The 18,441-nt window shown below is 61.3% G+C and carries 17 protein-coding genes and 1 pseudogene; 7 read left to right on the top strand and 11 right to left on the bottom strand.

Features of this window, described 5'->3' with window-relative positions; genetic code table 11:
* Positions 1-71 precede the first annotated feature (71 nt).
* From LOY70_RS08945 to LOY70_RS08935, 3 genes are all read right to left on the bottom strand, one after another.
* Positions 72-1,043 (bottom strand): L,D-transpeptidase family protein, encoded by a 972-nt coding sequence (locus tag LOY70_RS08945; protein ID WP_265035595.1) that lies wholly within the window; start codon positions 1,041-1,043, stop codon positions 72-74.
* Positions 1,044-1,284: 241 nt separating this feature from the next.
* The gene (locus LOY70_RS08940; RefSeq protein ID WP_003183788.1) at positions 1,285-1,578 is read right to left on the bottom strand and encodes a hypothetical protein; all 294 of its coding nucleotides are present in this window, start codon (positions 1,576-1,578) and stop codon (positions 1,285-1,287) included.
* A 56-nt stretch (positions 1,579-1,634) separates the two neighbouring features.
* On the bottom strand, positions 1,635-2,240 hold the full coding sequence (locus LOY70_RS08935; protein WP_192259582.1) for an arylesterase: 606 nt from the start codon (positions 2,238-2,240) through the stop codon (positions 1,635-1,637).
* A gap of 10 nt (positions 2,241-2,250) precedes the next feature.
* On the opposite strand from LOY70_RS08935, the gene LOY70_RS08930 reads away from it, so the two are divergent.
* From LOY70_RS08930 to greB, 3 genes are read left to right on the top strand one after another with little or no spacing between them, the layout of a single operon-like run.
* Positions 2,251-2,934 (top strand): ABC transporter ATP-binding protein, encoded by a 684-nt coding sequence (locus tag LOY70_RS08930; protein ID WP_123342073.1) that lies wholly within the window; start codon positions 2,251-2,253, stop codon positions 2,932-2,934.
* On the top strand, positions 2,934-5,438 hold the full coding sequence (locus tag LOY70_RS08925; protein WP_265035590.1) for an ABC transporter permease: 2,505 nt from the start codon (positions 2,934-2,936) through the stop codon (positions 5,436-5,438). The genes LOY70_RS08930 and LOY70_RS08925 overlap by 1 nt, the downstream gene beginning before the upstream one ends.
* Positions 5,439-5,472: 34 nt before the next feature.
* A complete protein-coding gene (gene greB, locus LOY70_RS08920; protein ID WP_123342075.1) occupies positions 5,473-5,970 on the top strand; it encodes a transcription elongation factor GreB in 498 nt (165 codons plus the stop codon).
* Positions 5,971-6,005: 35 nt separating this feature from the next.
* Here the strand turns inward: greB and LOY70_RS08915 are convergent, their stop codons facing one another.
* The 4 genes from LOY70_RS08915 to LOY70_RS08900 form a co-directional block, all read right to left on the bottom strand.
* A complete protein-coding gene (locus LOY70_RS08915) occupies positions 6,006-6,314 on the bottom strand; it encodes a class I SAM-dependent methyltransferase (RefSeq protein WP_123414550.1) in 309 nt (102 codons plus the stop codon).
* Between the two features lie 1,095 nt (positions 6,315-7,409).
* Positions 7,410-8,711 carry an IS4 family transposase gene (locus LOY70_RS08910; protein ID WP_265037986.1) on the bottom strand — a complete coding sequence of 434 codons (1,302 nt, stop codon included), beginning with the start codon at positions 8,709-8,711 and terminating at the stop codon, positions 7,410-7,412.
* 283 nt (positions 8,712-8,994) lie between these two features.
* A complete protein-coding gene (locus LOY70_RS08905; RefSeq protein ID WP_123342078.1) occupies positions 8,995-9,429 on the bottom strand; it encodes a DoxX family protein in 435 nt (144 codons plus the stop codon).
* A gap of 98 nt (positions 9,430-9,527) precedes the next feature.
* A complete protein-coding gene (locus LOY70_RS08900) occupies positions 9,528-10,949 on the bottom strand; it encodes a transglycosylase SLT domain-containing protein (RefSeq protein ID WP_025212603.1) in 1,422 nt (473 codons plus the stop codon).
* Positions 10,950-11,183: 234 nt separating this feature from the next.
* Here LOY70_RS08900 and LOY70_RS08895 point away from each other — a divergent pair, with 234 nt between their 5' ends.
* The 3 genes and pseudogenes from LOY70_RS08895 to LOY70_RS08885 all read left to right on the top strand — a co-directional run.
* A complete protein-coding gene (locus LOY70_RS08895; protein ID WP_265035584.1) occupies positions 11,184-11,990 on the top strand; it encodes a TatD family hydrolase in 807 nt (268 codons plus the stop codon).
* A 210-nt stretch (positions 11,991-12,200) separates the two neighbouring features.
* Entirely contained in the window at positions 12,201-13,682 is a 1,482-nt protein-coding gene (locus LOY70_RS08890) for a methyl-accepting chemotaxis protein (RefSeq protein ID WP_265035582.1), read from the top strand.
* Between the two features lie 262 nt (positions 13,683-13,944).
* A pseudogene (locus LOY70_RS08885) lies at positions 13,945-14,160 on the top strand (terminase); the annotation flags it as partial.
* Positions 14,161-14,168: 8 nt separating this feature from the next.
* Here LOY70_RS08885 and LOY70_RS08880 read toward each other — a convergent pair.
* From LOY70_RS08880 to LOY70_RS08870, 3 genes are all read right to left on the bottom strand, one after another.
* Positions 14,169-14,966, bottom strand: a complete 798-nt coding sequence (locus tag LOY70_RS08880; protein WP_265035580.1) for an acyl-CoA thioesterase — start codon at positions 14,964-14,966, stop codon at positions 14,169-14,171.
* A 226-nt stretch (positions 14,967-15,192) separates the two neighbouring features.
* Positions 15,193-15,954, bottom strand: coding sequence for a CHAD domain-containing protein (locus LOY70_RS08875; protein ID WP_265035578.1), 762 nt, complete (start codon positions 15,952-15,954; stop codon positions 15,193-15,195).
* Positions 15,955-16,058: 104 nt separating this feature from the next.
* Positions 16,059-16,349 carry a hypothetical protein gene (locus tag LOY70_RS08870; protein WP_123342084.1) on the bottom strand — a complete coding sequence of 97 codons (291 nt, stop codon included), beginning with the start codon at positions 16,347-16,349 and terminating at the stop codon, positions 16,059-16,061.
* A gap of 209 nt (positions 16,350-16,558) precedes the next feature.
* Between LOY70_RS08870 and LOY70_RS08865 the strand changes: the two genes are divergently transcribed.
* Positions 16,559-17,596 (top strand): patatin-like phospholipase family protein, encoded by a 1,038-nt coding sequence (locus LOY70_RS08865; RefSeq protein ID WP_265035576.1) that lies wholly within the window; start codon positions 16,559-16,561, stop codon positions 17,594-17,596.
* Between the two features lie 143 nt (positions 17,597-17,739).
* Here LOY70_RS08865 and LOY70_RS08860 read toward each other — a convergent pair whose 3' ends face one another.
* Positions 17,740-18,438 (bottom strand): response regulator, encoded by a 699-nt coding sequence (locus tag LOY70_RS08860; protein ID WP_265035574.1) that lies wholly within the window; start codon positions 18,436-18,438, stop codon positions 17,740-17,742.
* Between the last annotated feature and the right edge of the window lie 3 nt (positions 18,439-18,441).

The following is an 18,441-nucleotide window of genomic DNA, read 5'->3' as shown; positions in this document are numbered from 1 at the left end:
TTTGCCCGCTGTTTTCCAGGCGATAAAAAACCCGCCGACATCGCAAAACATCGGCAGGTTCTAATGGGTCGTTATTGCTGCAGGTCGATCGGTGCGCTCGATACCATCGGTGCCGACGTACTCGGAACAGCGATCTCGACTGGCAGCCCGTCTTCGGCAGCCACCACGTCACGCACCACATTCCAGTCCATGCGCTGGTTGCTGGTAATGTCTTCACGCTTGAGCATCGCGTTGATCACCGCAGTGTGCTTGTCCACCACCGACGGGTTGCCCTTGTCGTCCAGCGGTGTATGGGCTTCCAGGTACACCTTGCCGCCGCTCAACCCCAGCTTGTACGGATCGTTGATGATCCGTACCGATGTGCCCACCGGCACCATGCTGGCCATTTCCAGGACGTTGTTATTGAACATCCGGAAGCAACCATGGCTGGTGCGCATGCCGATGCCGAATTTTTTGTTCGAACCATGGATCAGGTAGCCCGGGGTACCCAAGGTGAACTTGAACGGGCCCAGCGGATTGTCGGGACCGGCTGGCACCACGTTCGGCAGCGGGTCACCGTCTGCGGCATGCTCGGCCTTGATCGAAGCCGGCGGGGTCCAGGTCGGGTTCGGGGTCTTGGCAATGATGCTGGTGTGGGCGATCGGCGACCCCCAGCCTTCCCGCCCAATGCCCAGGGGAAAGGTGTAGACCACGTTGCGGCCTTTGGGGAAGTAGTAGAGACGGTACTCAGCGAGGTTGATCACGATGCCCTCGCGCGGGCCCGGCGGCAGGATGAAGCGAGTGGGCAGCACGATCTCGGTGCCAGCGCCCGGCAACCAGGGATCGACCCCCGGGTTGGCGGCGACCATCTCGCTGTAGCCCAGGTCATAGGTCGTGCCCAGGTCGGCGAAGGTGTCTTCGTACTTGGCCTTGATGACCTGCACCTGGCCAATGATGTCTTCACCCGGCGGTGGCAGGGGCAGCTCCAGTGCCGCAACGGGGCCAGCCATACACAGGGCGACAAGAGACAAGCAGCGGGTGACGGCAGGCAAGCGCGGCAACATCCGGAAATCCTTCGCAGATCGAACAGAGGGGTTTGAGAATGGCGATTGTACACCGCCACCTGTTACTTCGGGGAGAGCGGCAATCAAGCGTCCGATGTGCAGCAACTTAGGGGCTTTGCAAGCCCCCCCTGTGGGAGCGAGCTTGCTCGCGATAGCGGTGGGTCGGCCGGCACCGATGTTGAATGTGCAGCCGTCATCGCGAGCAAGCTCGCTCCCACAAGGGCAGCCTGGAATCCGAGGATTACAACTCGAACCGCAGCTCAGGCCAGATCGGCGAAGTGCCGCGTTTCTGGGACTCCAGGATCGCCCGGCAGAGTGAACACAGGCGATGATCCTGAAATATCTTGCGATCAACCCCCGACCAGCGCGGCTGGGCCGGCAGCAGGCTGCCGCAGAGGGTGCGGTCGGCCGAGCCGCCGAGCTCCAGTTGCCGAGTCACCAGGTGTACCCGCACTTCCTGACAGGCGAACAGGTCCAGCTGTTCGTCAGGCTCGATCAGTTGGTAGGCAAACAGGGACCAGGCGGGACGCGGCATCGGGGGCTCCAAATCGGGGGCGCCACATTAGCCGAAAGCCCGCCGGTAGAAAAGCGTCAAAGCAGCGGTTTCAGCGTCGGCCAGACATTTTCCAGCAACTTGCCCTGGGCCGCGACGGACGGATGCAGTCCATCACCTTGCATCATCCCGGGAACCCCCCCGATGTCCTTGAGGAAAAACGGCACGAGCGGCACTTTTTTCTCCTCGGCCAGGGTGCTGTAGACCCGGGCGAAGGCATCGGTGTATCGGCGCCCGTAATTGGGCGGCAGTTGCATGCCCAGCAACAACACCTTGGCACCGCTTGCCCGGGAGCTGTCGATCATCGCTGCAAGGTTTTGTTGCAATTGCGTTGGCGGTTGCCCGCGCAAGCCATCGTTGCCACCCAGTTCCAGGATCACCAGGTCCGGTTTATGGGCTGCAAGCAGCGCCGGCAGCCGCGCCTGGCCTCCGGCGCTGGTGTCCCCGCTGATGGAGGCATTGACCACTTTATCGTCAAAACCCTCGACTTTGAGCCGTTGTTCGAGCAACGACACCCACCCTTGTCGGGTATCCAGGCCGAAAGCCGCGCTGATACTATCGCCAACGATCAGGACTGTACCCGCCGCTGCGTTCTGGGCCATGCACATCAAGGCCAGGCCGGCACTCAAAAACCACACACGCATCGGATTCTCCATGGGCTCAAGCATTCTCACCGCGAAGGACCTTAGCAAAGTGGTTCCCAGCGCGGAAGGTGAACTGACCATCCTGCACGAACTCAGCCTGGAACTGAACAAGGGCGACAGCCTGGCCATCGTCGGCGCGTCCGGTTCCGGCAAATCCACCCTTCTGGGCCTGCTCGCTGGCCTCGACCTGCCCAGCAGCGGCGAAGTGACGCTCGCCGGCCAGGCCCTCAGCGCACTGGATGAAGACCAGCGTGCGCGGATCCGCGCCGAGCATGTCGGTTTTGTTTTCCAATCGTTCCAATTGCTCGACAGCCTCAACGCCCTGGAAAACGTCATGTTGCCGCTGGAGCTGGACGGCCGCAGGGACGCCCGCGAACGCGCCACGGAATTGCTGCAGCGGGTCGGCCTCGGCCAGCGCCTGACCCACTCGCCCCGCCAGCTTTCCGGCGGCGAGCAGCAACGCGTGGCGATTGCCCGGGCGTTTGCCGCCGAACCCGACGTGCTGTTTGCCGACGAACCCACCGGTAACCTCGACAGCCACACGGGCGAGCGCATCAGCGATCTTCTGTTCGAGCTGAACAAGGAAAGCGGCACGACCCTGGTGCTGGTCACCCATGATGAACGCCTGGCCCATCGCTGCCGGCGCCTGATCCGACTTGAAGCCGGCCAGATGGTCGCGCCACTGGAGCCTTGATGGCACGTTTGCCGCTGTTGCGCCTGTTCAGTCTCGCTGTCCGCCAATTGTTGCGCGACGCCCGCGCCGGCGAGTTGCGCGTGTTGTTCTTCGCCCTTTTGGTGGCGGTAGCGGCAAGCACCGCCATCGGTTACTTCGGCGCCCGTCTCAACGGCGCGATGATGATGCGTGCCACCGAATTCCTCGGCGCCGACCTGCTGCTCGAAGGCAGCTCGCCGGCCCGCCCCGAACAAATCCGCAGTGGCACCGAGCTGGGCCTGGAACATGCCCGGGTGGTGGAGTTTTCCAGCGTCGTCGCCACCGACAATGGCATTCAGCTGTCCAGCATCAAGGCAGCCGATGACATCTACCCATTGCGCGGCGAGCTGAAAAGCGCCCCAGCCCCGTTCGCGCCGGAAGAAACCGGCGGACGACCGAACCCTGGCGAGGCCTGGGTCGAAGCCCGGCTGCTGACCGCACTGGACCTGAAAATCGGCGACAGCATCGACGTAGGCAACAAGACCCTGCGCCTGAGCCGTGTCTTGACCTACGAGCCGGATCGCGCCGGCAATTTCTACAGCCTTACGCCCCGGGTCCTGATCAACCTCAAGGACCTGGATGCCACCGGTGTCGTGCAGCCCGGCAGTCGCGTCAGTTATCGCGACCTGTGGCGCGGCCCGGCATCAGCCCTGCAGACCTACCGCGACCTTATCAAGCCTGGCCTCGAAGCCAACCAGCGCCTGCAGGATGCCCGCGACGGCAACCGGCAGATCGGAGGCGCCCTGGGCAAGGCCGAACGCTATCTGAACATGGCCAGCCTGGTGGCCGTGTTGCTGTCCGGCGTTGCCGTCGCGCTCTCGGCCAATCGCTTTGCCACCCGACGTTTCGACGCCAGCGCCCTGCTGCGCTGCCTGGGCCTGTCACGCCGGGAAACCATGGTGTTGTTCAGTCTGCAATTAACGGTGCTGGGCTTGCTGGCCAGCATCAGTGGCGCCCTGCTGGGCTGGATCGCTCAATTGGGATTGTTCGCGCTGCTGCATGACCTGCTGCCCACCACCGTGCCGCCGGGAGGCCTGCTGCCGGCGATTGCCGGGATCGGTACCGGGCTGGTGGCGTTGGCAGGGTTCGCCCTGCCGCCGCTGGCCGCACTGGGCCGGGTACCGCCGTTGCGCGTGCTGCGCCGGGACATGCTGCCGATCCCCTCCAGCACCTGGGTGGTCTACGGTGCCGCACTGGGAGCCCTTGGCCTGATCATGTGGCGCCTGAGCCTGGACCTGGTCCTGACCTTCGCCCTGCTGGGTGGTGGCGTCGTTGCCGCACTGGTGCTCGGTGGCCTGCTGCTGTTGCTGCTCCAGAGCCTGCGCCGCCTGTTGGCCCGCGCCTCCTTGCCCTGGCGGCTGGGCCTCGGCCAGTTACTGCGCCATCCCCTGGCGGCGGCCGGCCAGGCACTGGCATTCGGCCTGATCCTGTTGTCCATGGCCTTGATTGCGCTGTTGCGCGGCGAATTGCTGGACACCTGGCAAAACCAACTGCCGAAAAACGCCCCGAATTATTTCGCCTTGAACATCCTGCCCAACGACAAGCAGGCCTTCACCGACAAGCTGCTGGCGTTGTCGGCGCAATCGGCACCGCTCTACCCGGTCGTGCCGGGGCGACTGATCAGCATCAACGGCGAACCGGCCACGGAGTTCGTCACCAAGGACTCGGCTGGCGACCGAGCGCTGCAACGTGACCTGAGCCTGACCTGGGCCGCCGATCTGCCGGCAGGCAACGTCGTCACCGCCGGGACCTGGTGGCCGCAGCAACCTGCGGACGATGTCCCGGGGGTTTCGGTGGAAGGCAAGGTCGCCGAGAACCTCAAGATCAAGTTGGGCGACCGCCTGGTCTTCAGCGTGGGCGGCGTCAACCGTGAAGCGAAGGTCACCAGCCTGCGGGAGATCAACTGGGACAACTTCCAGCCCAACTTCTTCATGATCTTCCAGCCCGGTACATTGAAAGACCTGCCGGCGACCTACCTCACCAGTTTCTACCTGGCGCCGGGACACGACCAACAGATCGTCGACCTGTCCCGGGCCTTTCCGGCGGTGACGATCCTGCAAGTCGAGGCCCTGCTCGAACAACTGCGCAGCATCCTGGCCCAGGTGACCCTGGCCGTGGAGTACGTGTTGCTGTTCGTGCTGGCGGCGGGAATGGCGGTGTTGTTCTCCGGCCTGCAGGCAACCCTCGACGAACGGATCCGCCAAGGCGCGCTGTTGCGCGCACTGGGCGCCGAACGGCCATTGCTGGTCAAGGCCCGGCGCATTGAGTTCGGTTTGCTGGGTGCGGTCAGCGGCCTGCTCGCTGCCCTCGGTTCGGAACTGGTGAGCCTGGTGCTCTACCGTTATGCCTTCGACCTGCCCTGGCACCCGCATCCATGGCTGCTGGTGTTGCCGCTGGTGGGCGCATTGTTGATTGGCGCCGCGGGTGTATTTGGCACCCGTCGGGCGCTCAATGCCAGTCCGCTGACAGTATTGCGCGAGGGTTGATAGACTTCCGGCTTCACCTTGATAAGAAGTAGCCATGAGCCGTTATCGTCCACCCCGCACCGCCGGCACCGCGCTGATCACCCCCGAGGGTGAAGCGCGGATGCGCGCCGAGTTCCATGAACTGTGGCATGTGCGCCGTCCTCAAGTGACCCAGTCGGTCAGCGAAGCGGCAGCCCAGGGTGATCGTTCGGAAAATGCCGAATACACCTATGGCAAGAAAATGCTGCGGGAAATCGACAGTCGCGTGCGCTTCCTCACCAAGCGCCTTGAAGCGCTCAAAGTCGTCAGTGAAAAACCCAGCGACCCCAACAAGGTCTATTTCGGCGCATGGGTCACAGTCGAAGATGAGGATGGCAAAGAAGCGCGCTATCGCATCGTCGGCCCGGATGAGCTGGATTTGAAACAGAACCTGATCAGTATCGATTCACCGTTGGCACGGGCACTGATCGGCAAGGCCCTGGACGCCGAAGTCAGCGTCCAGACGCCGACAGGAGAAAAACGGGTCTACATCGTGGACATTGCTTACCCGTAATCCGGAGCCTTCAGCTTGCAGCCAACCTGGGCATCTCAACGACGGGTGATCAATCCCTGCCGCGCGACACGGGTCAGTTGCCGGATCATTTCAGGCGCGTCTGCCGCACTCGGGGACTGGATCACGGCCAGGTCGAAACTGTTGTCGGCAAAACGGGCCAAGGACTCACCGTCTTCAATGAACTGGATCAGGAAAGCGGCAGGCCCGTGGCTACGTCGCGGCCAGCCATCAAGATAACGCAACAGCGTTGGCTGGTGGGTACCACCCAGGAGAATTTTTGGATTGCGCTGCAAAAGGTTCGCCGTGATCGGCGCAAGACGTACAACGGGGCTGGATGCGTTCATCGTGTCGTGTCTCTGCCTCAAAAGTCTGCATGGCAGGTGAGAGGCAACACCGAACCAGCGCTTTAGCGGTATTTCGAAGCCTGGCTTTCCGGCTTCTATCGGTAACTGGATGAGTCACCTGGCGCCCCGCAAGTAGCTGTTTAAATCGGCGCATGAGCGGCATCCTAGAGAAGCTGACTGGGCAGTGTCAAGAATCGGCGCGCATAAAAAGCCCGTACATGACGTGATGCTTGTTCACTCAGAAAAGTGGTGTTTCTTCCTGAGGGGTCGTTTTTTGGGCTTGTCTTTCTGAGGTGGGATTTTATAGTTTGGGTGTATATCCGCTGCTGCGGTAACGGCTGCTTAGGGTTCCGCCCTTACGGCGGGTCACTTTTGGAAAAGCGCCAAAAGTAACCAAAAACGCTCTGCCCCACCACTTGGCACCTCGCCTAGGCTCGGTGTGCCCTCACTCCGGCATTGCTCCGTGGGCCGCCGCGAAGGGCCATCCATGGCCCAACGCGGCTAACCCGGCATCCATGCCGGGTTGCCCACTGCGCAATGCCTGCGTTCGGCCATCGTGGTTAATGGGGCGCCCCAGATCAAAATCAAAAACGAGGCGGCCTGAGAGCCGACCTGGTTTGGGGTAGGACCGCGTTTCTCCTGTGGGAGCAAGCTTGCTCGCGAAGAGGCCGGAGCATTCAACATCTTCATTGACTGAGCCATCGCCATCCCGAGCAAGCTCGCACAAGGGGATCGGAGTACAGCCGCAAGAAACAGGTCGGCTGTCAGGCCGCCTTCGCAAGCAGGCTCGCTCCCACAGTTGGATCGGAGTACGACCGAAAAAGCCAGGTCGGCTCTCAGGCCGCCTCGCGGCGGACGTTGATCTCGGCGCCCCATTAACCACGATGGCCGAACGCAGGCATTGCGCAGTGGGCACCTCGGCATGGATGCCGAGGTAGCCGCGCTGGACCATGGATGGTCCTTCGCGGCGGGCCCACGGAGCAATGCCGGAGTGAGGGCATGCCGAGCCTAGGCGAGGCACCGAGTGGTGGGGCAAAAAGCGCTTTGGTTACTTTCGCGCTTTTCGAAAGTGACCCGCCGTAAGGGCCAGCCCTTTCAAGGTCTTTTGGCTTTAGCTGCCTTGAGCACCCGATCCGTTGACACATGGGCATTCGCGGCTTTGCCTTCAAGCCACTCCTTTGCCTTGGGCACTTTCGGGCCTCGCTTGCTCTTGGCGACCGCTTTGGGCTGGATATTTCGAGCGAGTGCAAGCAGGTACTGAGTCAGTCCTGCAGCGGGGATCGGGATGCATAGATATTCTGGCAAGGCTATTTGCATCCCCTCGTAACCGCTGCGTACCTGTACCGTTAGGTGAAAAATCGATGCTTCCCAATCGTCGGGCAGGGTCTGGCGATGCGCCTGCTCAACGCTGCGTTTGAGCACGGCCAGAACGTTGTAAGCCAACACGGCCGACGCAAATCCCAGCAGGGCTGCTTTAGGGTTGCCCAAGGATTCGATTTCACTGTCCAACACCGCTTCCAGGCGCTGGAACATCCCTTCGATGCTCCAGCGACGGCGATACAAATCGGCGATTTGCTCAGCACTGATAGAGTCTGGCAAGTTGCTCCAGAACAGCAGCTTGATGTCGCCGGATTCGGTGGGATTTTGCAGGTTCAGTTCGACTCGCCGCCACTGGCGTCCACCTTTTACTTCGATGGTTTGCTCGCGCACGCTGCCTGCCGCGACCGCGACAGGCACCTGCCAGTCGCTTTCCTTAAGCAGGCGTGGATGTTTGCTCTGTTCGCGAATGATGAACGAGGCCCCGGTATCTTCGCAGGCCTCCATGACCGGGAGCGTGCAGTAGAGTCGATCGGCCATCCACAGTTGTCCCGCACAGGCCTTTTCCAGCAAGGGCAGCACGCTGACGCGCTCGCTGGCATAAGCATCTTCACAAGGCTGAAGATCAACGACCTGGTCCAGATCGGGGTCGTAAACCACAACGGAAAAACCAGGCCGGGCGGCGCCCCGTTCACGGCGCAAAGCGCCCAGACGCTTTTCGCTGGAAGGCAGGTGGTTACCGTCAACGACCCGTAGTTGCCAGCCAGGCAAAATAGCTGAGTGCCCCAGTTCTTTTATCGTTGGTACCAAGCGCTCTGCGCTGCCGGTGACCAGGGCGCGCAGTAGCGCAGGCTCTGTGCGGCTGACTTTGTCATACAGCGCCGCCAAGCTGACAGGAAGATCCTCCATCTGCCGCGCGGCGGCATGCAGCGAAGGTCGCAAGCCCAATGAAACAAGGGACATCAGTTCAACGATGGTTGAAAACAAAAGCTCACGTGGGTACTGCCGTTGACGGTGCTCTTCAAACACCTGATCGACCCATTCAGCAGGAACAGCTTGTTCCAATATCACTCTGGTCATGACACTGGCCGGTGTTTTTTTCTCAAACCGCGCTAGAACTTCTGCCCACACTGCTTTCGTCACCCTGACTGGTTTTGGGGGATTTTATCAAAGACCTTGAAAGGGCTGGCCGTAAGGGCGGAACCCTAAGCAGCCGTTACCGCAGCAACGGATATACACACAAACTATAACCCCCCCTAAAGACGAGCCCAAAAAAAACGGCGCTCCCCCTCAAGAAGAAGCACCGTTTTATTAGCGAACAGCAGTGGAATACAAACGGGGCCTTGCGGCTCAAACCAAGCAATCAATCAGCAATGGCACGATCGACTGACAACTTGCCGGCACCTTCAATCAACACCGCAATACTGCCCGCCAGCAACGCCAGGGCAAACTCATAACCGTTGTTGGCCATGAACAGGCCGTTGCCGATGTGCACGGAAAAAATCGCCACCAGCGACAAGAAGGCCAGGCCCAGCGCCGCCGGACGCGCCAACAATCCAATGATCAACGCCAGCCCGGCGAAAAACTCGGTACCGCCCGCCAGTGTCGCCATTACGTAACCCGGAGTCAGGCCGATGCTTTCCATCCACTGCGCCGTTCCGGTCAGGCCGTAGCCGCCGAACAGGCCAAAGAGTTTCTGCGAACCGTGAGCGGCGAAAATGATACCGACAGCGAGGCGCAGGACGGTCAGGCCGTAGCCGGCGCGGGTAAACAGGACTTTATTGATCAACGAGCTCATGGGGGTCATCCTAGGTGTGTGGTTATTGGTCGCCATATTAATCAAAAAAACTTGTTATAAAAGCGCAAATATTTCGACATACCAATCAGTTTAATCGATCATTTACGCTGGGCGACCTTCTGTTCCTCCGGCTCCAGCGACTCCCGTTCCCGATCAAACGCCAAATAGTATTTGTTCACGCTATTAACATAGCTGACGGCGCCCATTCCCACCTGCTCCATGGCGATACGCTCGACCTGGAAAAACCATTGGTTGGGGTTCAGCCCCCGGCGCCGAGCCTCGGCACGCATACCCTGCACCCGCTCAGGTCCCATGTTGTAGGCAGCCAATACGAAGGCCATGCGCTCGCGCTCGTTGAGCTTGGGGCTGGCGAAAAACTTGCGGCGGATCAGGGCCAGGTACTTGGCGCCGGCCTGCACGTTGGCATCCAGGTTCTGGATGTTATTGACCCCGACTCGCTGGGCCGCCGCCGGAGTGATCTGCATCAGGCCGGTCGGGCCGCTGCCGCTGCGGGCGTTGGGTTGCAAGGCGGATTCCTTGAATGCCAGGGCCGCGAGGTTGAGCCAGTCCATGCCCTGGGCCTCGGCATGCTTTTGCAACACCGGGCGCAGTTTCTCCAGACGCTGGCGATCGGCTCGGGCCAGTGGATAGTGCACCTGGTACAAGCGGCGATAGATGCGCAGGAACGCGGCGTCCTGGTTGGACGGTACCTTGTAAATCGCCAGGAACTGGTCGATGCTCGCCCGCAGCATGGCGGCGTCGCGACGCACGAACCAATACTCGTCACTCGGTTCACCAATCAGCACCTGACGATCGAAGCGCAACTTGGGAAGGATCTTGCCCCAGCGCTCGGCGATGGGCTGCTCAACGATTGTCAGGTGGAAAATCCCGCCCTGGACCATTTCCAGCACATCTTCCACCGCCAGACTGGGGTCGACCCATTCGATCTTCACCGGTGGCAACTTGAGCAACGCGAGTTTCTGGTTGATCTGGCTCACCGCATCCCCGGCCGCACTGCCGTTGGGCAGGGCCAGGGTCTTGCCGGACAGCTGTTCCACACGCGTGTAGCGCTTCTCGCCCTTGATGCCCACCAGCAACAACGGCACGTCGGTACGGATTGGGTTGCTGGCGCTGATCGCATGAGCGGCCTGGAGATCGAGTAATTCGCCGGGGGCCACGAGGTCGCCCTCCCCGCGCTGCAAGGCGCCGAGCAACTGATCCTTGGCCTTGGGAATGATCTTGAGGGTGATTTCCTGGCCGTCACGGGCGTGACCGTTGAGGTATTGTTCGAAGGCCCGCAATCGATGGTATTCGACGCCAATGGGCTGTCCCTGGACTTCACCGGAACTGTTGCGGCTCTGATTGACCAACACCTTCAATACCCGGCTACTACGGATTTGCGCCAAGTCGCGCACCGTGCCCGGCGCCACCGCTTGCACAGGACCAGGCAGCCGCGCTTCGGCCGGCATCGGCAACAACAGCGAACAACACAGCAGTAGCAACACCTGAAGACGTGCCATCCACTCTCCGGAAGGACACTGCGGACCGCCGCCTTGAAAATCGAGGCTGGGATCGACAGAAACAGAGCGCCTGAGGCGCTGAAAAGTGCGAAAGACTGGCACAGTGATGGCGTTTATACCAACCCGACTTGCCTCGCGGTCTCAACAGACAGCCTCAACTCGTTGTAGTTCTTGGCTTTTCTTATAAATCTACAGCTCTGGTATGCTTTCCGGCCTTTGGGCCGAGGTAGCACCATGCAACTCATCGATATCGGCGTCAACCTGACCAACTCCAGTTTCGCCGACAAACACCAGGCGGTGCTTGAGCGCGCCTATGAGGCCGGAGTCTGCCAACTGGTCTTGACCGGCACCAGCATCGAGAGCAGCGAGCAGGCTTTGGCGCTGTGCGACCGCCTCGATGACGGCGTGGAGCGGCTATTTTCCACCGCCGGTATCCACCCCCACAGCGCCAGCGACTGGACCGCCGATAGCGCCCGGCACCTCAAGGATTTGCTCAGGCAAAGCCGCGCCCGCGCGGTGGGTGAATGCGGGCTGGATTTCAACCGGGACTTCTCCCCAAGGCCACAACAGGAAAAAGTCCTGGAAGAACACCTCGCCCTGGCGGTGGAACTGCAACTGCCGGTTTTCCTCCATGAACGGGACGCCGATCAACGCCTGCTGGAAATTCTCCGGGACTTTCGCGACCAGTTGCCTGCCGCGGTGGTGCACTGCTTTACCGGCGAAAAAAAGGCACTGTTCAGCTACCTCGACCTGGACTTGCACATCGGCATCACCGGCTGGATCTGCGATGAACGCCGGGGCACACACCTGCATCCCTTGGTGCGCGAAATTCCCCGCGGACGGCTGATGCTCGAAAGCGACGCACCGTACCTGCTGCCCCGCACGCTGCGACCCAAGCCCAAGAATGGTCGCAACGAACCGGCCTATTTGCCGGAGGTTTTGCGCGAGGTGGCCTTGCACCGCGGGGAAACCCAGGAAGATCTTGCGGCCCATAGCACGGCGTGCGCCCGGGCGTTTTTTGGGTTGCCCCTGATTTCCTGAACGACATAAATCCCTTGTGGGAGCGAGCTTGCTCGCGATGGCGATGGGTCAATCAGCCTCCCTGCAAGCTGATCCACCGCGATCGCGAGCAAGCTCGCTCCCACAGGGAACCACTTCGTCTGTTGACCCGCATCAACACTCACGTCCTCGAGTAGCAGCACAATACTGGCACCTTGCCAATGCTGTTTCCGCTATCAGAGAAAACCTTCCATGGGTGCCTGGCTTAGCAATATCTCGCTGAAATACAAATTCTGGGCGGTCAATGCCGTCGCCTTTGTCACCACCTTGTTGCTGGTGCTCTTCGCCGTGCAGCTCGAACAACAAGCACGCAACCACGCTGCCCAGGCGAACGCCCAGGCCCAGGCGCGCTTGCTCAAGGCGTGGCCTGCCGGGCAACCGGTGCCCAAGACCGATCATCTGCTGGGATTCCATCGCGAACAGATCCCCGTGTTCAATAATCAATCATTGCCTTCACTGGCGCACGCCGATGGCTGGGTCGAAGTCAATGCCAAGCCGCTGTTCGGCGACGATCCGCTGCTGGGGGCCGAAGTGATCCGGCGAGGCGACGACCAACGGCTCGCGGTACTCGCCCATGGCGTCAGCCTGGGCCAAGTGTTTGGCGAGCGCTTCAGCCAATACGCCGTGGCGGTGTTCGTGTTGATGCTGGCGATGCTGGGGGCCTCGCAGTTGTTGATCCGTTTTCTGCTCAGCCAGCTGAACACGCTGAAAGACGTGATGCTGCACGTGGAAAAAACCGGTGACTTGTCCGCCCGCGTGCCCCTGGCCTGCAAGGACGAAGTGGGCCAGATGGCCGCCGCGTTCAACGCCATGCAGGCTGGTTATCAGCGCGTGGTGGACACGGTCGCCAGCACTGCCCGGCAATTGGACAGTGGTGCGGCGCGCCTGGCATCGAGCATGAACGATGTTCGCCGCGGCATGCTCGGCCAGCAAAGCGAGACTGATCAGGCGGCCACGGCGATCAACGAAATGTCTGCCACGGTCTATCACATCGCCCAGCATGCCGGCGCCACCCGCGACCTGTCGAAAACCGCCGATACTCTGGCCGGCAACGGCCGCGAAGTGGTCAGCCGCGTGCAACAGTCGATCACCGGGCTGTCCTCGGGCGTACAGCAGACCGCCGAAATGATCGGACGCTTGGCCGAAGACAGTCAGAAGATCAATGGCGTGGTCAGCGTGATCCACAGCATTGCCGAGCAAACCAACCTGCTGGCCCTCAACGCAGCCATCGAAGCAGCACGGGCCGGGGAAATGGGTCGCGGTTTTGCCGTGGTGGCTGACGAGGTACGCAATCTGGCCAAGCGGGTACAGAGTTCCACGGATGAAATCACCACCATGATCGCGGCCCTGCAAGCCGGAACCCGGGACGCGGTGGATTTCATGCAGGAGAGTTCGAACAAGGCCGACGATTGCGTGCAACAAGCCCGCGAGGCCGGCGAGGCTCTGGAGCAGATCACCGGTGCGGTGGCGCAGATGCGTGAGAGCAACACCCAGATTGCGGTCGCGGCCGAACAGCAAAGCCAGGTCGCCGAAGAGATGAACCGGGCAGTGGTGAGTATTCGCGACGTGACCGAAAACACCGTACGCCAGACGGTGGACTCAGCCACCACCAGCCATGAACTGGCAACGTTGGCGGGCGAGCTGAGCAAGGCGATCGGGCAACTCAAGCTTTAGAACCCTGTGGCGAGGGGATTTATCCCCGTTGGGGCGCGAAGCGGCCCCATAACTGCCAACCCGGTGCCCCAGGTAGACTGAGTCGGCTTTTTTGGGGGCGCTGCGCGCCCCAGCGGGGATAAATCCCCTCGCCACAAAAGTAATTCATCGGCACAAAAGCTTTATGGCCAGCTATCGCATCAATAGCCAACCGCGATTCGCCGTCCCGCCCGGGCAAGCCTATTCTTGGGTCATTCAGTGTCATGACTCAAGGAACAGCATCATGGGCAAACGTCACCCCCACTTTCCGGCCTGGCAATGGCGCGTCTGTCCTGACCATCGCCACTCGACCAACCACGCGTTGCAGCTGATGGCGGTGCCGCTGTTCATCATCGCGTTTCTGTTGCTGGTGTCAGGTGTGTTCAGCTTGAACCCGGCCGATGTCGCCATCGGCATCATCGGTGTGGTCGCTGCACTCGGGTTGCAGCACCACGGTCACGAAAAGCCTTAGCCGAAGACGGTTACCGTCTGCCGACTGATGGCGATCAAGCGGCCATCGGCACTCCAGAATTTTGCGGCGACGTGGCCGTAGCCGTCCTGGGCGTGATCGATCTCGGCCAGGTATTTGCACCAGTCCAGTGTCGTGAGCTCCAGCAGCGGCTGGACGAACTCAATGGTCCAGGTGAGCGTACTGCCCGGCGCCATTTGCGTGAGGTGCGGCAACAGCGCTGGCGGCCAGGCGTCCACCAGGGCGAGGATGTGGCCCTCGTTCAACGCCTCCTCTTTCACGTCCCCACGCAAACGTACCCAGCCCCCCATGCTCCGGGACTTATTGCCCGAGAACGGCAAGCCACCGACGCTCCAGCGCATCGCCAGGTGACGCATGAACTCCGGCGTGCCACCTTTGATGTAGGGCAATTCCTGGCATTGTTCCACGCTTTTGAACTCTGGCGCGGGGTCGGCTTGCACCGCCACCACGGAGGACCGCGATGCGCCGAAGCTGCCCTGCACTACGGTCACCACCTGGCCGTTCTGCACGGCCCGCCCCAATACCTGGCTGACCGCCTTGCCTTCACGCAATACGTCGACTTCGAAACTGACGGGCACGTCGGGCTCGACCGGGCCGACAAAGGTAATCGCCAGCGAGCGCACCGGACGATCCGTCGACACCTGCGCACGCATCGCTTCGTATTGCAGCGCCGCCACCAGACCGCCAAAAGAGGCGCGCCCTTGACCCCATTCAGGCGCGATGGTCACGGCGTCTGGCTGACGGCGCACGGCATCGATCAAATCGCAAAAGCGCATGACAACCTCGAAGACAGGGGAGAAAGATGAAGGGATCTTAACCAGCCCAGGCCGGCGGCACAGCGCTCATTCCGGCCAAAGAGACTGACAGAAGAGCCGCGCCCCTGAATTCACGCCAATCCCTGTGGGAGCGAGCTTGCTCGCGATAGCGGTGGGTCAGTCAACATAGATGCAAGCTGACCCAGCGTCATCGCGAGCAAGCTCGCTCCCACAGGAAGTGGTGGACTCAGGATTTTTTGAAGCAACTCGCCACCAACTTGTCGAGCACCTTATCGGATTTGGCCTCGGCCTTTGCCATCGTGTCCTGCCAGGTCGGTACGCAAGATTGCAGATCGCTTTCCTGCTCGGCCCTGGCCAACCATTGCCAGCAATCGTGCCAGTCGCCCAGCGCGCCTTGGGCGGATTTGAGCCGTGGCAAGGCCGCTTCAGGCAGCCGGTTGAGTTCAGGATAGGCTTCAATGGCATAGCGCACGCGCTTGATCAGCAGACGCAAGCGATGGCGGTCATGGGCCGGATCGCGCAGGGCTTCGCCGAGTTTCTTCCATTGTTTGTCCAGGCGTTTTTCGATGTGTTTACGCAACCCTTTGAGCAGGCCCTGGCGCTGGGCGGCCCGAACGAAGCGCGGAAACGCGTCGAGGATCATCAGCAACTGCGCCAGCTCCGGGCTGCCGGCTACGGCCGGATATGCGGCAGCCATTTGCACCTGGCGCCGCTTGGCCGCTTCGATCTTGCCGTGCTGCTCAAGGTAAGCCGCCAACACTTCCCGGTCGCGCAAAGGTGTGGTCAGGGTACCGACCGCCGAAGCGGCTGTTTCCAGCTGTTCGACACCGGGCAATCCACGTAACGGGCGAAGCAGGCTGCGCAAACGGCGAACCGTGGTCCGCAGATCATGCAGTGCTTCGCTGTCGGTATGGGCATTCAAGCGAGCCTGGCAGGCCAGCAGACGAACTTCCAGGCCCAGTATTTGGGCCACCAGCCGATCGATCATGGGGCGTACTCCGTACGCAGCTTTGAGCGGCAAGCTTCAAGCTGCAAGGGGAAGCAGCGTGTACCCCTCCTGCAGCTTGCAACTTGAAGCTTGCGGCTGCTTTTTTATCGCCCTGCGCGGGACTCGCGGATGTAGAAACGCGCCTTCTCGGCTTTCTTGGAACAGCCTTCGAACGCTTCGAATTGTTGCTGGGTCTTGGCACCGGTCAGCAACGACAAGGCCTTGGAGTAGCTGACGGTGCCGGCAAAGCCTTCGGCCTTGGCCAAGTCGAGTTCACGCCAGGCATTGTCGAGTTGGCTGGCGCAATTGTCGCGGTAAGCGGTTTTGCCTGCACAACCGGCCAGGGCCAACACCATCAAGGACGCCACCAGGGGCAGGCAGATCCGGGCTTTCATCGATTACACCTCAAGTCAGGTCAAACAGTCGTGGTGTTAAGACGGTGGCAAAGGCGAAAAGTGCCTTGGCTTGACCGCCGAAATTCAAGTGTGGGCGAGCATACGCAAATGCCGTCATGGCGTGTCAAAAAACGACGCTTGCGCCACAACGATTGAGCCCAGCCGTCGATCAGTGCATTGTTGAAGTCTGTTCGACAAGAGGCCAGGTCATGACAAAACGTGTCGCATTGGTATTGGGGTCGGGCGGCGCCCGGGGCTATGCCCATATCGGGGTGATCGAAGAAATCGAACGACGCGGCTACGACATTGCCTGCATCGCCGGTTGTTCCATGGGCGCGGTCGTGGGCGGGATCTATGCCGCGGGCAAACTCAAGGACTACCGCAACTGGATCGAAAGCCTCGATTACCTGGATGTCCTGCGACTGGTGGACGTCAGCTTTCGCCTCGGGGCGATTCGCGGAGAGAAAGTCTTCGGGCAGATCCACAAGATCGTCGGCGACATCAATATTGAAGACTTGCGCATCCCCTACACCGCTGTGGCCACCGACCTGACCAATCAGCAGGAAATCTGGTTCCAGGAAGGTTGCCTGCATCAGGCGATGCGCGCCTCGGCGGCGATTCCCAGCCTGTTCACGCCGGTGATGCAAGGCAACCGCATGCTGGTGGACGGCGGCCTGCTCAATCCGCTGCCGATCGTGCCGGTGGTGTCGAGCCATTGCGATCTGATCATCGCGGTCAACCTCAATGCCACGAATCAGAAGCAGTACAGACTGCCGGTGATCCAGCGGCCGGCCGCGTTCAGGCGTCGCTTCGACACCCTGGTCAACTCACTGGGTTCGCGCCTGCCGTTTCGCCGCAAGCAGGCCGAGCAGTTGTTGCTGCTGGAGCAGGAAGCGTTGAAGGCCGAGGCCGGCGAAATCAACCCGTGGCTCGAATCGGCCGAGCCTGACGGCCAGCAACCGGCAGCCGCGCCAGAGGCCGAAGGCGCACCGAAATCCGCCACGGGCTCGTTCATCATCGATAACGTCGGCCCGGCCTCGTTGCTGGATTTGATCAACCAGAGCTTCGAAGTGATGCAAACGTCGCTGGCCCAATACAAAATCGCCGGTTATCCGCCGGATGTACTGATCAACGTGCCGAAGCGGGTGTGTCGGTTCTTTGAGTTCTACAAGGCGCCGGAGTTGATCGCACTGGGGCGCGAGATTGCTCGGGATACGTTGGATCGGTATGAGAATGAGAAGAACTGAGGGGCTCGGGTGGCCTTAAGGGCCTCATCGCGAGCAAGCTCGCTCCCACATTGGCTCGACTGAGCCCTCGAAACCTGTTTCCAACTCGGTCCAGTGTGGGAGCGAGCTTGCTCGCGAAGGCGCCAGCCCTGGCAGCACAAAACTCAAACCCCACCCTCCCCCAACAACCGATACCCCACCCCCGCCTCGGTCGCAATGAACCGGGGCCGGGTCGGGTCGTCGACCAGTTTCTGACGCAAATGGCCGACCACGATCCGCAGGTAATGCGTGTCCTCGGTGTGGGTCGGGCCCCAGATGTCCTTGAGCAGTTGCTGTTGGGTGATGACCCGCCCCGGGTGCCGCGCCAGTTGCGCCAGGACGGCGTACTCCTTGCGGGTCAGGGCCACTTCGGCGCCGTCCAGCAACACTCGACGGTACGCCAGGTCCACCGTCAGCGGACCGAACCTCAGCGCGGCTTCCTGGGCTTCACCCGCTGGAGCCTGGCGCAACAGGGCGCGGATGCGGGCGAGGAACTCCTGGATACCGAACGGCTTGGTCACGTAATCGTTGGCGCCGTTGTCCAGCGCCTCGACTTTCTGCGCTTCACTGGCCCGCACCGAAAGCACCAGCACCGGCACCGCCGACCATTGACGAAACTCGCGCAACACGTGCTGGCCGTCCATGTCCGGCAGGCCCAGGTCGAGCACCAGCAGGTCGGGCTTGTTCAGCGCCGCCAGGGCCAGGCCTTCGGTACCGGTACCGGCTTCCAGCACCTTGTAGCCTTGGGAGGTCAGGCTGATGCGCAGGAATTTGCGGATCTGCGGTTCGTCATCGATGACCAAAAGGGTCGCGGTCTGGCTCATGGG

The sequence above is a fragment of the Pseudomonas sp. B21-054 genome (genome assembly GCF_026016345.1).
Classification (GTDB): Bacteria; Pseudomonadota; Gammaproteobacteria; order Pseudomonadales; family Pseudomonadaceae; genus Aquipseudomonas.
This window is presented reverse-complemented; position numbering and strand designations above follow the sequence as displayed.

Excerpts from the sequence above, each read along its gene's own strand:
- LOY70_RS08945 (WP_265035595.1), bottom strand. The coding sequence starts at position 1,043 with ATGTTGCCGCGCTTGCCTGCCGTCACCCGCTGCTTGTCTCTTGTCGCC.
- LOY70_RS08940 (WP_003183788.1), bottom strand. The coding sequence starts at position 1,578 with ATGCCGCGTCCCGCCTGGTCCCTGTTTGCCTACCAACTGATCGAGCCT.
- LOY70_RS08935 (WP_192259582.1), bottom strand. The coding sequence starts at position 2,240 with ATGCGTGTGTGGTTTTTGAGTGCCGGCCTGGCCTTGATGTGCATGGCC.
- LOY70_RS08930 (WP_123342073.1), top strand. The coding sequence starts at position 2,251 with ATGGGCTCAAGCATTCTCACCGCGAAGGACCTTAGCAAAGTGGTTCCC.
- LOY70_RS08925 (WP_265035590.1), top strand. The coding sequence starts at position 2,934 with ATGGCACGTTTGCCGCTGTTGCGCCTGTTCAGTCTCGCTGTCCGCCAA.
- greB (WP_123342075.1), top strand. The coding sequence starts at position 5,473 with ATGAGCCGTTATCGTCCACCCCGCACCGCCGGCACCGCGCTGATCACC.
- LOY70_RS08915 (WP_123414550.1), bottom strand. The coding sequence starts at position 6,314 with ATGAACGCATCCAGCCCCGTTGTACGTCTTGCGCCGATCACGGCGAAC.
- LOY70_RS08910 (WP_265037986.1), bottom strand. The coding sequence starts at position 8,711 with ATGACCAGAGTGATATTGGAACAAGCTGTTCCTGCTGAATGGGTCGAT.
- LOY70_RS08905 (WP_123342078.1), bottom strand. The coding sequence starts at position 9,429 with ATGAGCTCGTTGATCAATAAAGTCCTGTTTACCCGCGCCGGCTACGGC.
- LOY70_RS08900 (WP_025212603.1), bottom strand. The coding sequence starts at position 10,949 with ATGGCACGTCTTCAGGTGTTGCTACTGCTGTGTTGTTCGCTGTTGTTG.
- LOY70_RS08895 (WP_265035584.1), top strand. The coding sequence starts at position 11,184 with ATGCAACTCATCGATATCGGCGTCAACCTGACCAACTCCAGTTTCGCC.
- LOY70_RS08890 (WP_265035582.1), top strand. The coding sequence starts at position 12,201 with ATGGGTGCCTGGCTTAGCAATATCTCGCTGAAATACAAATTCTGGGCG.
- LOY70_RS08880 (WP_265035580.1), bottom strand. The coding sequence starts at position 14,966 with ATGCGCTTTTGCGATTTGATCGATGCCGTGCGCCGTCAGCCAGACGCC.
- LOY70_RS08875 (WP_265035578.1), bottom strand. The coding sequence starts at position 15,954 with ATGATCGATCGGCTGGTGGCCCAAATACTGGGCCTGGAAGTTCGTCTG.
- LOY70_RS08870 (WP_123342084.1), bottom strand. The coding sequence starts at position 16,349 with ATGAAAGCCCGGATCTGCCTGCCCCTGGTGGCGTCCTTGATGGTGTTG.
- LOY70_RS08865 (WP_265035576.1), top strand. The coding sequence starts at position 16,559 with ATGACAAAACGTGTCGCATTGGTATTGGGGTCGGGCGGCGCCCGGGGC.
- LOY70_RS08860 (WP_265035574.1), bottom strand. The coding sequence starts at position 18,438 with ATGAGCCAGACCGCGACCCTTTTGGTCATCGATGACGAACCGCAGATC.